The organism is Kitasatospora purpeofusca (assembly GCF_036010405.1).
Taxonomy (GTDB): Bacteria; Actinomycetota; Actinomycetes; order Streptomycetales; family Streptomycetaceae; genus Kitasatospora; species Kitasatospora purpeofusca.
Genome location: NZ_CP108561.1, coordinates 8574988 through 8588481, shown reverse-complemented (window position 1 = coordinate 8588481; position 13494 = coordinate 8574988). Strand labels below are relative to the sequence as shown.

10 protein-coding genes are annotated in these 13494 nt (G+C 73.2%); 5 read left to right on the top strand and 5 right to left on the bottom strand.

Features of this window, described 5'->3' with window-relative positions:
- Nucleotides 1-65: 65 nt before the first annotated feature.
- Entirely contained in the window at nucleotides 66-971 is a 906-nt protein-coding gene (locus OG715_RS37345) for a PhzF family phenazine biosynthesis protein (protein ID WP_266272822.1), read from the bottom strand.
- Nucleotides 972-1037: 66 nt separating this feature from the next.
- Nucleotides 1038-2135, bottom strand: coding sequence for a DUF5937 family protein (locus OG715_RS37340; RefSeq protein ID WP_266272823.1), 1098 nt, complete (start codon nucleotides 2133-2135; stop codon nucleotides 1038-1040).
- A 100-nt stretch (nucleotides 2136-2235) separates the two neighbouring features.
- Between OG715_RS37340 and OG715_RS37335 the strand changes: the two genes are divergently transcribed.
- The 4 genes from OG715_RS37335 to OG715_RS37320 all read left to right on the top strand — a co-directional run bounded on the left by OG715_RS37335 (nucleotide 2236) and on the right by OG715_RS37320 (nucleotide 6320).
- Nucleotides 2236-3519 carry an MFS transporter gene (locus tag OG715_RS37335; RefSeq protein ID WP_266272825.1) on the top strand — a complete coding sequence of 428 codons (1284 nt, stop codon included), beginning with the start codon at nucleotides 2236-2238 and terminating at the stop codon, nucleotides 3517-3519.
- Between the two features lie 162 nt (nucleotides 3520-3681).
- A complete protein-coding gene (locus OG715_RS37330; RefSeq protein WP_266272827.1) occupies nucleotides 3682-4485 on the top strand; it encodes an MBL fold metallo-hydrolase in 804 nt (267 codons plus the stop codon).
- A 5-nt stretch (nucleotides 4486-4490) separates the two neighbouring features.
- Nucleotides 4491-4922, top strand: a complete 432-nt coding sequence (locus tag OG715_RS37325) for a nuclear transport factor 2 family protein (RefSeq protein ID WP_266272828.1) — start codon at nucleotides 4491-4493, stop codon at nucleotides 4920-4922.
- 129 nt (nucleotides 4923-5051) lie between these two features.
- Nucleotides 5052-6320, top strand: coding sequence for an NAD(P)/FAD-dependent oxidoreductase (locus OG715_RS37320; RefSeq protein WP_266272830.1), 1269 nt, complete (start codon nucleotides 5052-5054; stop codon nucleotides 6318-6320).
- A 45-nt stretch (nucleotides 6321-6365) separates the two neighbouring features.
- On the opposite strand, the gene OG715_RS37315 is transcribed toward OG715_RS37320, so the two are convergent.
- Complete coding sequence (locus OG715_RS37315) at nucleotides 6366-7454, bottom strand: methyltransferase domain-containing protein (protein ID WP_266272831.1); 1089 nt, start codon at nucleotides 7452-7454, stop codon at nucleotides 6366-6368.
- Between the two features lie 1269 nt (nucleotides 7455-8723).
- On the opposite strand from OG715_RS37315, the gene OG715_RS37310 reads away from it, so the two are divergent.
- Nucleotides 8724-9494, top strand: a complete 771-nt coding sequence (locus OG715_RS37310; protein WP_266272832.1) for a helix-turn-helix domain-containing protein — start codon at nucleotides 8724-8726, stop codon at nucleotides 9492-9494.
- A 108-nt stretch (nucleotides 9495-9602) separates the two neighbouring features.
- Here OG715_RS37310 and OG715_RS37305 read toward each other — a convergent pair whose 3' ends face one another.
- Nucleotides 9603-11231: an alpha/beta hydrolase gene (locus OG715_RS37305; RefSeq protein WP_266272834.1), complete on the bottom strand. Its 1629-nt coding sequence runs from the start codon at nucleotides 11229-11231 to the stop codon at nucleotides 9603-9605.
- A 510-nt stretch (nucleotides 11232-11741) separates the two neighbouring features.
- On the bottom strand, nucleotides 11742-13064 hold the full coding sequence (locus OG715_RS37300) for an MFS transporter (RefSeq protein ID WP_266272836.1): 1323 nt from the start codon (nucleotides 13062-13064) through the stop codon (nucleotides 11742-11744).
- Nucleotides 13065-13494: the final 430 nt, after the last annotated feature.

Here is a 13494-nt window from a genome sequence, read left to right as displayed (position 1 = left end):
CGAGCACCCGGCGTCGCAGACCTGCAACGCCGTCCTCCCGACCCCGCCTGACCCTCCCTCAACAATCAGGAAGCAGAATCCTCCTGGCCGATGGCGACCGCCGCACCGGAGACCCGGACCCGCGGGGCCGCGCTGCCCAGGTCGACGTGGAGAGTGCCCGGTCGGCCCAGGTCCTCGCCCTGGTGGAGGGTGAGCACGGCCGGGGCGGCGGCCGGATCGAGGTCGCGGAGGTAGGCGCCGAAGGCAGCCGCCGCGGCCCCGGTGGCCGGGTCCTCGACCACGCCGCCGACCGGGAACGGGTTACGGACGTGGAAGACGTCCGGCGCGGCCCGCCACACCAGCTGGACGGTGACGAGGTCCCGGGCCGTCATAAAAGCCGCAAGCCCGTCGAAGTCGTAGTCGAGCCGGGCCAACCGGTCGCGGGTACCGGCGGCGAGGACGAGGTGGCGGGCGCCCGCGTACGCGTACCGGGGCGGCAGCGCGGGGTCGAGGTCCCCGGCGGCCCAGCCGAGCAGGGCGAGCGCCTCGTCGACGTCCGCCGCGTCGGCCTCCTCCACCCGGGGTTCGACGCTGGTGAGGGTGGCCCGCAGGCCGCCGTCCGCGTCCTCCGCCACCTCGACCGGCACCTCGCCCGCCGCGGTGCGGTAGAGGTAGCGGCCGGTGCCGACCCGCTCGGCGAGGGCCACGGCGGAGGCGACGGTGGCGTGGCCGCAGAACGGCACCTCGGTCAGCGGGCTGAAGTAGCGGACGCCGTACTCGCCGGCACCCGGGCCGGGGACCAGGAACGCCGTCTCGGAGTAGCCGACCTCGGCGGCGATCGCCAGCATCCGGTCGGCGCTCAGGCCGGATGCGTCCAGCACCACGCCCGCCGGGTTGCCGCCGGCCGGGTCGGTGGCGAAGGCGGCGTAGCGGAGGATCTCGGGCCCGTCGGCGGGAGTGGCGTCAGTGGCAGAAGTGGCGTCAGTGGTCATGCCCGCACGAACGCGCCCGGCCCGGCCGGTGTTCCCTGCCGACGCGACCCTACGAACACGGCACCGTCACCGCAGCACCGCCTCCAGCAGGTCGGTGCCCAGCCGCGCGCTGCCCGCCAGGTCCAGCTGGTACAGCATGTAGCGCCCGCGCCGATGGGTGGTCAGCAGCCCGGCCCGGCGCAGCACCGCCAGGTGCCGGGACACCTCGGGCGCGCTCAGCTGCCAGGCCGCCGCCAGCTCGCCCGTGGTGTGCGGGCCCCGCGCCATGGTGCGGGCGAGCCGGAGCCGGACGGGGTGGGCGAGCGCCTCCAGCCGCTGCTGGACGACGGCGAGCGAGACCGGTTCGGGCACCCCCGGCGCCGCGACGGGGTACTGCACCACCGGGCGCCAGCCGGCCGCGGACACCACCAGCAGGTGCGGTCGGCCGAACGCGGTCGGGATGAGGGTGACGCCGCCCGCGGCGGCGGCGCTGGTGGTGTTGTCCTGGAGCTTGTCGACGACGATCCGGCGCCGTCCTTCGCCCGCGTCCTCCAGCACGATCGAGGAGGAGGCGGCGGCCAGCGCCTCGACCGCGCCGTGCCGCACCAGCAGGTCGGTCTTGCGGCGGGCGTCGGCGGCCAGTTCGGGCAGCACCCGGCGCCAGGCGTCGGTGAAGAAGGCGTCCGCGCAGTCCTCCAGCATCCGCCGGACCATGGCCCGGACGGCGGGCGGGTCCGTGAGCAGCCGGTCCGCGAAGTCCGCCTGCCGGGGGCCGCGGGCGAGCGCCAGCTCCCTGGCCCGTTCCTGTTCCGCCGGGTCGGTGAGCGGCGAGCGCGTCCGGTGGGCGAGCCGGGAGACGCCGCAGGTCGTCACGAGCGCGGCCCGGACGTACCGCTCGTCGTCGATCCGGTCGACGGCGTCGAGCTCCTCGGCGAGGGTGGCGCCGGGGATGCCGGGGACGAGGAAGTCGGCGCGCGAGGAGCGCCAGAGGAACTCCGCCTCGGTCAGTCGCTCGGCGAGCGCAGGCTTCACCGTGGCGGTGGTGCTCGCCGCCCAGCCGTGCAGGTCGGGGTGGTGCGCCGGTTCGGCGAGCACGTGCAGCATGGCGCTGAGCTCGGCCAGCGGGGAGGGGGTGAAGAGCAGCCGCTCGTCGGGCAGGCCGGTGATGTCGATGGTCAGGCTCACGGTCCGATCCTGTCATCCGCGGCGGTCCGGTCCGGCGTCGATTGACGGGACTCGTCAATCGACGTGCCTCCCGGCCTGGTGCGGACGGACGGTACCGGCCATGAGCCTGATCCAGACCCCGAAGCCTGCCCCCGCTCCCTCCCCCGCTGGCGCCGACGCCGAACGGCCCCGCAGTGGACCGGCCGCGCTGCTCGGCCTGCTGACCGCGGCCGGCGGGCCCCGCTACGCCGCCGCCCTGCTGGTGGACGCCCTCGGCACCGGGCTGCTGCGGCCGTTCCTGCTGCTCTACGGAATCGGCGTCCTCGCCCTGGACGCCGGGGCGGCGGGCCTCGCGATGTCCGCCGGCATGGTCGCGGGGCTGCTGGTGCTGCCGCTGACCGGCCGGTGGATCGACCTCGGCGCGCGCAGCCTGCCCGCCGCGGCGACGCTGCTGGTCCGGGCGGCCGGGTCGGTGACGCTGCTGTTGGCGGACGGGCTGCCCGGGTTCACCGCGGCGGCGGTGCTGCTCGGTGTGGGCAGCCAGTCCTGGCCCGCCACCCACGCGGCCGTGGTGTCGACGCTCACCGAGGGCCGCACCAGGGACGCCGCCCTGGCGGCCGGCCGGACGCTGCGCAACGCCGGGCTGGGCGCGGGCGCGCTGCTGGCGACGCTCGCGGTGGCCGGCGGCACGGGGGCGCTCCAGTTGCTCGCCGGGGTCACCGCGGCGGCCTGCCTGCTGGCGGCGGGGCTGGTGCACTCGCTCCGGGTGTCCGCACCACCGGCGGCGGAGACGCCGCAGCCCCGGCCGTCCACAGCAACCGCCGCCGCCACCCCCGATCCCGCGCTGCGCCGGATCACCCTGCTCAGCGTCGCCAACCTCCCCTTCGCCTTCACCTTCGACGTCCTGGAGGTGGCCCTGCCGGCCCTGCTGGTGCTGCACCTGCACGCCTCCGCCGCCTGGTCCTCCGGCATCTTCGTCGGCAACACCGTGCTGGTGATCGCCCTCCAGCTGGCCGTGGTGCTCCGGCTCGGCGAGCGGTCCCGGCACACCGTGCTGGCCGCCGGCGGTTTCGCACTCACCCTCTCCTACCTGGGCTTCTGGGCGGCCGGCGGGCTCGGCGGCACGGCCGCGGCCGGCGCGGTGGCGGCGGTGTCGGTGCTGTACACGTTCGGCGAGATCCTCTACTCCGGTTCGGGGACGGCGCTGGTGGCCGCGACCGCCCCGCCGCACCTGCTGGGCCGGGCGCTGGCGCGCTGGGAGCTGTCGATGGGTGTCGGCCGCGCCCTGGCCCCGGCGGCGCTGACCGCGCTGCTGGCCGTCGGTCCCGGCGTGCTCTGGCCCGTACTGGCCGGTGCCACCCTGGTCTCCTCCGTCGCCGTGGCCCGGCTGCGCCCGCGCGGGTGAACCGCAGGCCGCCGTCCCGGGGTGCGGGCGTCGGCCGGGTCGCCGATGCTGGGCGGCGAGGCGTGCACACCCGGCACGCGAGGCGTGCGCATCCCCGCACGCGACACGTGCGAACCCCGGCACGCAGGACGACGCGCCCGGCCGCGAGGAAGGACACCGCCCATGAGCGCCCTCGACTTCGAGGTCATCGACAGCCCGGACAGCTCGCTCAACAAGACCTCCGTGCTGGTCACCGGCCCCCAGGACGCGCTGCTGGTGGACGCCGGGTTCACCCGGTCCGACGGCCGCCGGCTGGTGGAGCGGATCCGGACCACCGGCAAGCGGCTGACCACCGTCTTCGTCAGCCACGGCGACCCGGACTTCTACTTCGGCGCCCAGGAGGTGCGGGACGCCTTCCCGGAGGCCCGGTTCCTGGCGACCGCGTCGACCGTCGAGCACATCCAGGAGACCTTCGAGGCCAAGCTCCGCGCCTGGGCGCACCTCGGCCCCGAGCTGCCGACCCGGCTGGTCCTCCCGGAGGTGCTGCCCGGCGACGAGCTGGTCTTCGAGGGCCACCGCTTCGAACTGCGCGGCGCCGACTTCCACCTGCCGGACCGGCACTACCTCTGGCAGCACCACCACCGCGCGCTGTTCGGCGGGGTGCTGCTGTTCCAGGGCCTGCACGTGTGGACGGCCGACACCCCGACCCCGGAGCAGCGCTCGGCCTGGATCGACCTGCTGGACGGCATGGCGGCGCTGGAGCCGGACTTCGTGGTGGCCGGGCACCGGACGGCCGACGCGCCCACCGACACCTCCTCGATCGACCACACCCGCGACTACCTGCGGGGATTCGAGACCGAGATCGGCCGGGCACCGGACGCGGCCTCGGCCCGGGAGGCGCTGGAGCAGCGGTTCCCCGGGCTGGGCATGCCGCTGGCGGTCGACCTCGGGACGAAGGTCGCCAAGGGCGAGCTGGTCTGGGGCTGAGCGCGATGATCGAGATTCCGAGGGCCGCGGCCGCGTTCGCCGAGTCGGACGCCCCGGCCGACGTGGTCCGCCGCCAGTACCTGGCCTCGGCGCGCGGCGACCTGGCGGCGCTGCGGGCCACGCTCGCCGAGGACGTGGAGTGGACCGAGATGGCGGGCTTCCCGCTGGCCGGCACCTACCGGACGCCGAAGGGCGTGACGGGCGGGGTGATGGACCGGCTGGCCGCCGAATGGGAGGACTGGACGGCGCACGACGACCGGTACGTGGTGGACGGCGAGGACGTGGTGGTGCTGGCCCGCTACACGGCGGTGCACAGGGCCACCCGGCGCCCGCTGAACGTGCGGGTGGCGCACCACTTCACGGTGCGCGGCGGGCGGATCGTGCGGTTCGAGCAGTTCACGGACACCGCCCTGGTCCGGGACGCGATGGCCCCCTGAGCCCTCCCCCGCTCCCGGTGGCGTCACCCGTTCGGGGGAGCCGGGACGGCGCGCCGGACGCCGTCTCGACAGGCCCGCCGGCCGGCGGCAGGCTGTCCGTGGTTTCCGCCGCAGAGCGAGGAGTTCAGCATGGCCACCACGGACAGTACGGGTACCGACGGCGCCGGGCGGCAGCGTCCCATCGTGATCGTCGGCGCCTCCCTCGGCGGCGCGAAGGCGGCACAGGCGCTGCGCGAGGCCGGGTACACCGGCGGCATCGTGCTGATCGGCGAGGAGCACGAGCGCCCGTACGAGCGCCCGCCGCTCTCCAAGGGCTATCTGCTGGGCAAGAGTTCCCGGGAGAAGATCTACGTCCACCCGCCGGAGTGGTACGCCGAGCACGACGTGACGCTGCGGCTCGGCACCCGGGTGGTGTCGATCGACCCCGCCGCGCACACGATGACGCTGGCCGACGGCGGGCAGGTGGAGTACGCCAAGCTGCTGCTGACCACCGGTTCGGTGCCGCGCCGGCTGACGCTGCCCGACACGGGGAGCGGGGACTTCGGCGGTGTGCACTACCTGCGCCGGGTGGAGGACAGCGAGCGGATCCGCAAGGAGTTCCGCACCGGCGCCCGGATCGTGGTGATCGGCGCGGGCTGGATCGGCCTGGAGACGACGGCCGCGGCCCGGACGGCGGGCGCCGAGGTGACGGTGCTGGAGGCGGCCGAGCTGCCGCTGCTGCGGGTACTGGGCCGCGAGGTGGCGCAGGTCTTCGCCGACCTGCACCGCGCCCACGGCGTGGACCTGCGGTTCGGGGTGAAGGTCGCCGAACTGACCGGCGCGGACGGCCGGGTCACCGGCGTCCGGCTCGGGGACGGCACGGTGGTACCGGCGGACGCGGTGGTGGTCGGTGTCGGCATCGCCCCGGACACCGAACTCGCCGAGGCAGCCGGGCTGGAGGTGGAGAACGGGATCAAGACCGACGAGCACCTGCGCACCTCGGACCCGGACATCCACGCGGCGGGCGACGTCGCCAACGCCTTCCATCCGCAGCTGGGACGCCACATCCGCGTCGAGCACTGGGCCAACGCCGTCAACCAGCCCCAGACGGCAGCCCGCGCGATGCTCGGCGAGGACGCGGTGTACGACCGTGTCCCCTATTTCTTCTCGGACCAGTACGACCTCGGCATGGAGTACGTCGGCTGGGTGGAGCCCGGCGGCTACGACCGGGTGGTGTTCCGCGGCGACGTGAAAGCTCGGGAGTTCATCGCCTTCTGGCTGAGTGAGGGAAAAGTCCTGGCCGGTATGAACGTGAACGTCTGGGACGTCACCGACCCGATCCGGTCGCTGATCCGTTCCGGACGAGTGGTCGACCCGGCCCGCCTGGCGGACCCCGAGGTGCCGCTCGGCGACGTCTGATCCGGCGCGAGCCCCGGTCGGCACAGTCCGACCGGGGCCCGGGGACTACCCGATCACGTTGTCCGGGTCGTCCAACCAGGCACGGTGCTCACCGACCGTCGAGACCGTCAGCCCGAACCGGTGCAGGCTCGGCTTGCCCTGACGCTGCCACCACCGGTGCGCGGCCGTCACCTCGGCCCACAAGTCGCGCGGGCCGGACTGGGAGACGGCATGCTTCCCCTCCCGGTCCGCGAGCCGGCAGTGCGCGTAGGACGTGCCGTCCCAGACCTCGAACCGACCGGTGCCGAAGCGGTCGTAGGGTGCCGCCACGCTCTGGCGGAACAGGTCCGGCATTCGGAGCCCGATCGCGAACGCGGCGTCGGTGGAGTCCGCGACGTCTGCGGGGTCGATCTCCGAGGGACCGTAGCGGACGTCCTCGATGTCGAACTCGCCGCTGTCGGGCCGCTGGTCGCGCACCCACATGAAGGCGACGTCCTCCACGAACGGCCCGGAGGCCGACTTGCCGTCGTCCGCGACCGTCAGCCGTGCCAGCGCTCCGTTGCAGAACGCCGTCCCGTAGGGCACGAGAATCACGCCGCCCGGTTTCGTCTGCTCGATCAGCGTCCCGGGCAGCCTCTGCACGGCGGCCGTGAGGTGGACGCGATCGTAGGGGGCTCCGGCGGGGTGGCCCAGCATCCCGTCCGCCGCCAGCACCGTGGGCGTGCGCCCCATGGTGGCGAGCTGCGCACGGGCGTCGATCGCGAGCCCGGGGTCTGCTTCGACGGTCACCACGTTCTCGGCGCCGAGCCGGCCGGTCAGCAGACCCGCCGTCCACCCGGTGCCGGTGCCGACCTCCAGGACCCGCATCCCGGGGGCCGCGTCCAGGTGCCGGAGCATCTTCGCGACCACGGTGGGCATGGAGCTGGAGGACGACGGGGTGGTGGTCCCGTCGTAGACCTGCGTGACGAGCGGCAGGTCGGAGCTCACGGCCTCCGCCCACCGATCAGGGTGCTCCGTCCGCTCGATCCACTCCCCGTCGACCCGGATCCGGTCCGGGGTGAAGCGGTCGCGCGGGGTGGATCGGAAAATCTGCTCCCAGTCGGCCGAGAGCGCGCCGGACTCCCGGAGCGCGTCGGTCAGCTTGTCCCACGTCATGATGTCCCCTACGGCTTCTCGGGCTTGGGCGGGTTCTTCGGCGGCGAGTCCCGCTGACCGTCGTGCGGGGCGGTGTCCGGCGACCCCGAGTGCCCGCCGCCCTTGCCCCCGCCGGCCTTGCGGGGCCGTCGTTGCCCGAGCCTCCGCCGTGCTTTGCCATGTGGTGTTCCCTTCTGCGAAACGTGCGATCGCGAGTGGGAGAGCCGGCTCCGCTCTCTCCGCAGAGCCGGATCTCAAGTGAACTAGCAGACGTCCGGAACTACCCCGGGCTCCGGCGCGGTCGGTCCGGGCGGCCGATTCGGGTCGACCGTCAATTCGGCCATGCTGGTGTCTCCTCACGCTGTGGCGGCCCCAGTCACCGGTAGGTGCTGGGTCGTTCGGTGTTGCCGGAACCCGCTTCGGCTGCTGCTCTCCCGAGCGGGGGCCCAGGAGCCCGTGTGCTTCCGCCGGGCGCGTTCGTTCGCCCGGCGGACCTGCGCCAGCATCTCGGCTCGTCGCTCGCGCTCCTCGGGCGACAGCGGAGCCGGGGCGTGGTCCTCCGGGCTCAGCACCGGGCGGCGTCCGCACCACTCCGGCGTCATCGACTGCGGTCGGCCTGACGACTTTTCAGTGGGATCAGCCACTTCATCCACGGTGAGCCTCCTCCCGGTGCCGCGCCGCGCTCACCCGGGCATCCAGGGCGAGGGAGTGGTCACCGGACTCGGCCGACAGTCGTTCCAGCGCCTGCCATGCCGCGCACATGAGACAGATGGCGGGCTCTGCGGGCACCTCCACCGCGTTGGGCACGCTTACGGTTCTCCGTCGGCACCACGAGCCACGGCGTCCACACGACGTGCTCGTAGGAGCGGTGATCCTGCTCCACTCGCAGGGTGTTCCGCGGTCCACTCCGATCGGGCCGCCGCCCGTCACGTCGACCGCCCCGCGACGCAGCGCGGACACGAGCAGTGCGCACGGACCGCGTCCCGCTGGAGCACCTCGGCATCACCCGGGGCAGTACTCACCGTCGCCCGGTAGTCGTCGAGCGGTCTCCACTCCGCCGGCAGTTCGCCCAGGACGCGGGCTCCGCCAGCGATGGTTCTCCTCGTTCCGCTGCGTGTGGTGGACGCCGTCACCGCGCATCCCCTTTCGGTCCGATCGGTCGCCGGTGGACAGATCGAATCCTCGCCCGTCACGCACTGTCGAAGTAACGTCGACAAGACGTCACTTCGACCGGATGCAAGGCGTCATTTCGGTGTCGTACCAGGGGCGTCACCGGATACATTCGGACGCATGACGACCCCGAACACGGTGTTCCGCGCCGTCCGCATCGGTCTCCGTCTCAGTCAGGACGAGATGGCCCAGCGGATCCGCGATGCGGGGCAAGCCCTGGGAGAGCCCAACGACGCCAGCAAGCGCCTCGTCCAGCGATGGGAATCGGGCGATGTGCGCACACCACGCCCGGTCTACCTGCGCGCGCTCGAAGCCGTGACCAAGCTGTCGGCGGACCGGCTGGGTTTCGAGTCCGTCAACCTGCCGCCGGCACGCGTTACGGAGGACGGATCCGGAGGTCATGACGTGACAAGGAGCCAGCCCGACGGGCGCCCCGCCCCGGCCCCGGCGCCCTTGGGCGACGACTACAGCGGGGTGTGGCTGAGCCACTACGAGTACTTCAGCAGCAGCCGGGCGAACACCTTCTCCGGGTTGCACCACGTGCTGCTCCGACACCACGGGAACCGGATCACGGCCGCCTCGCTGGCCGGCGCCTCGTCCAACCCCGACTCACCGCTCACGCTCGACCTCACCGTCGACCGCAACGTCGTGACCGGCACCTGGACCGAGCAGACCGCCGACGCCGGCTACTACCGGGGCGCCCGCTACCACGGCGCGATCCAACTGCTCGTCGATCCCACGGGCCGCCTCATGACCGGCAAGTGGGTGGGCTTCGGGAAGGAGTTCGACGTCAACACGGGCCCGTGGGAGCTGCGGTTGTTGGACCGGTCCACGGCGGAAGAAGTACTTCGACGGTACAGCGTGGCGCCGGAGGTGCCGCCGTCCGCGTGACCGACGACGTTCGACCGCACGGCCGCCGCACGGACGAACGGCCCACTCCCGGAAGGCTGTTTCCGGGGGCGGGCCGTTCGGTGTTTCCCAGGGGTGGCTCAGGGTTGCTCAGGCGACGGGCGGGAAGGCCTCGGCGTCGGGCTTCAGGAGCTGGCCGGGGGCCGGGGCCTTCTGGTTCACCAGGTAGTCGGTGACCAGCTTGTTCAGTTCCTTGCTGCGGCCGACGGCGCAGTGCTCGACCACGTCGACCGAGACCAGCACGGCGTTGCCCAGCTGGCGCTGCATGCGCTGCGCGAAGCCGTAGTTGGTCGCCGGGTCGTAGAGGTTGCCGATGACCATCACCGGAGCGGCGGTCTTGCGGTTCCACGGGCCGGTGAAGGTCTCGGCGTCGCGGGCCGGGGCCGGCCAGGAGGCGCAGGTCGGGCCGTCGAAGGCCTGGTAGCGGCCGAAGGTCGGCGACTCCTTCTCCCACGGCTTGGCCAGGTTGGCCAGGGTCCACGGGTTCGACGGGTACGGCTTGTCCTGGCAGTTGACGCCGTAGTAGGAGTCGTCGGAGGAGTACGGGGTCTCCGGCAGCGCCTCGCGCAGGGCGTTCGGCACGGTCTTGGCGAGCACCTTGGCGTTCTCGACGACGGCCGGGTCGACGGCGGGCGCGGCGGCGGCCAGGCCCTGCGGGGCGGCGGCCGGGGCGTTGAGGACCTGGTGGATCGCCTGCAGCGACACCGCGAGCGGCGCCTGGAGGCGCTGCGCGTAGAGGGAGCTGGCGACCTGGCTGGTGAAGCTGGACAGGGTGACCTGGGTGCCGTCCGGCAGGGTGACCGGGCTGGTGCGCAGGTGGTCGCGGAGGGCGTCGAACTTGGCCCGGGTGTCGCCCTCGCCGAAGGCGCAGCGCGGGGCGCCCGCGGTCTGGCAGCGCTTCAGGAACTCGGTCAGAGCGACCTCGAAGCCGGTGGCGCGCTGGCGGTCGTACTCGACGCCGTTGTGCATCCGCAGGTTGGGGTCGACGTTGCCGTCGACGATCAGGGCACGGACCTTGTCCGGGTACATGCCCGCGTAGGTGGCGCCGATCAGGGTGCCGTAGGAGAAACCGGCGAAGTTCAGCTTGCTGTCGCCGACGGCGCGCCGCATCCGGTCGAGGTCACGGACCACGTTGATGGTCGACATGTGCTCGATGAGCGGGCCGGCGTTGCGCGAGCAGGCGTCGCTGTAGTCCTCGGTGGCGTCGATGGTCTGGGCTATCTCGGCCCTGGTCACCGGGACGCCGATCATGCGGTCGTTGACGGCCGCGGCCTCTTCGTCGGTGGTGAAGCACTTCAGCGGGTTGCTGCGGGCCACGCCGCGCGGGTCGAAGCCGACCAGGTCGAAGCGGTCCTGGACGTCCTTGCCGAAGCGGGTGGTGGTCGCCCACAGGTAGCCGCTGCCGCCCGGGCCGCCGGGGTTGAGGAACAGCGAGCCGATCCGCTTGGCCGGGTCGCCCGCGCGGCGGCGCATCATCGCGATGCCGGTGGTCTCGCCCTTGGGGTGGTCGTAGTCGAGCGGCACCTGGTAGACGGCGCAGTCGTAGATCTTGGGGTCCGGCTGGCTCGGATCGGGGTTGCACGGCTTCCAGTCGACCGCTGCCACCTTGGCCTCGGCGGCTGCGCCGGGGGCCGGTGCTGCGACGGCCGCCGCGGCCGAGCCTGCGACGAGGGCGAGGGCACTGGTGACCGCCAGTACCGTGCCGGTGAATCGGGACACGAAACCTCCTCCGGTTCTGCAAACGCCGGACAGCCTGTCAGCCCTCGATCAACAGCGGAAGACGTGCGCGACCGCAGATTCTTGCGAAGAGTGCCCGATTGGCCGTCAATACCCTTTATCAGAGCCAGATTGACGGGAAACAGTGCGGCCGGTGGCCGAAGATCATCATTAACCGTATGGTCTGGCAACCCGGGGGCGCGACGGGAGCGCCGGACGCCGAGTCGTGCGCCTGCGCTCCGTTGACCGTGTACAGCCCCGACTCGATACGCCAGCTACAACTTCAACATCCCGCACGACATCCCCGAGACCCCGACCGCCCAGCACAACTGGCGCTTCTGCACCAAGTGCTACGGCATGTTCTTCTGGGGCTACCCCGACAACGGCCGCTGTCCGCCGGCAACGCACACGCGGCGGCGGGGTACGACTTCGTCCTCCCGCACCTGTAATCCGGGATCCCCGGGTGCGGGCAGCGCGCCCGCACCCGGTCACGGCCGGGCTCGAACGCCGACCTCAGCCGGTGGGGGCGAGGGGCGCGGTGGCCGGAGCGGGGGCGAGCCAGGAGGAACGGTCGCGCTCGGCGTACCGGACCGCGGGGCCCATGGCGCAGCCGGCGGCGAGGAAGAGGACGCCGAGGACGAGCCAGCCCGGGCCGCCGCCGTCGAGGAGGAGGGTGGTCAGCAGCAGCGGTCCGGCGGTGCGGGCCACCGCCACGCCGGTGCCGAAGAAGCCCTGGTACTGGCCGAGCCGGTCGGCCGGGGCGAGGTCGAAGGCGATCTGCCAGGATCCGGCGGACTGCTTCATCTCGCCGAACACCTGGAGCACCGCGCCGCCGACCAGCAGGGCCGCCATCGCCCAGACCGGGACGGGCGCGGCCGAGAGCGCGAAGACCGCGCAGGAGGCGAGCAGGACGGCGCCGGCCTGGCGAACGGCCCGGGCCGCCGAGGGCAGGCCGGTGACGGCGCGGGCGGTGCGGACCTGGAAGAGGGTCACGCCGACGGTGTTGAGGACGAAAAGGGCCGAACCGAGCCAGCCGAGTTGCGGGGCGCGGTCGGCGATCCAGAGCGGGATCACCAGGCTGAGCAGGGGCATCCGCAGCAGCAGCACGGTGTTGACCAGCGTCACGACCGCGTAGCGGCGGTCCGCCAGCACCGCGAAACCGCCGTCCCGGCCCTTCCGGGCTGTCGCACCGTCCGCCCCCGCGCCACCCGCCGCGACGGTCGCCGGGAGCACCGGGATCACCGCCGGCAGCCGCAGCAGGATCAGGCCCGTGGCCAGGAAGCCCAGCGCGGTCAGCGTGAACGCGGCGAGGAAGGCCGCCCTGGTCCCGACCGTGAGCGCGACGCCGCCGAGCGCGGCGCCCACCGCCAGCCCGGCGTTGAGGGTGGCCTGCAGCCGGGCGAGCGCCGCCGTCCGCTCGCCTTCCGGGACGAGGCCGCCGACCAGTGCCTGGCGGGCCGCGCCCAGTCCGGACTGGGCGGTGGCGTAGAGGCAGGCGGCGACCAGGAACGGCAGGAAGTCGTCGACCACGAGGAACGAGGCGACCACCGCCGCCGTGACGAACGCCAGCGCCGCCGCCGTGCCCCGGGGGCCGCGCCGGTCGGCGAGGTGGCCGAGCGGTACGCCGGCGACCGAACCGATCGCCCAGGCCACCGCGAGGCCGAGACCGAGCCGGGTCGGCGAGAGTCCGACGATCCGGGTGAAGTAGAGCGCCGAGCTGGTGTAGTAGGCGCCGTCTCCGATCGCGCTCACCAACTGGGCTGTCGCCAGGGTTCGTTGGGATCCGGACAGCGGGGTGCGGCGCGACGGCACGATGCTCCTGGGGTGGTGGGCCATCAGTGGTTCTTCGGTGTGGACACCAGTCTGTGCCGATGGCGGACCACGCGGAAGGTCCAGTGGATCATCATGATCCTGGGCCGGTTCGGCAAGTCGTTTTCCGGATGCCCGCGCTCCGGGTTGCTCCCGCTCCGGCGCCGACCGCGCCCCGCCCGCCCCCGTCGGCCCGCACGCGCCCCCTGAGCAGGCGTCACTCGTACGGCGGTACCGTGCGCCCTGCGCGGCGTGTCACGCGCCCTCCGTGTCCGCCCGATCCGACATCCGCACATATGTCCGATCAGGCCCCAAGTGCCCGTGTTGACCGGCCAGTAGGCCCCTCCTATGCTCATCCGCGTTCTCGTTCGCGAACGTGGACACGACCAGAACGTGGCCGCCGTCGCACGCACCGTCCGGCACCGCCCGGCACCGGGGCGGGACCCTCACGGCCCGC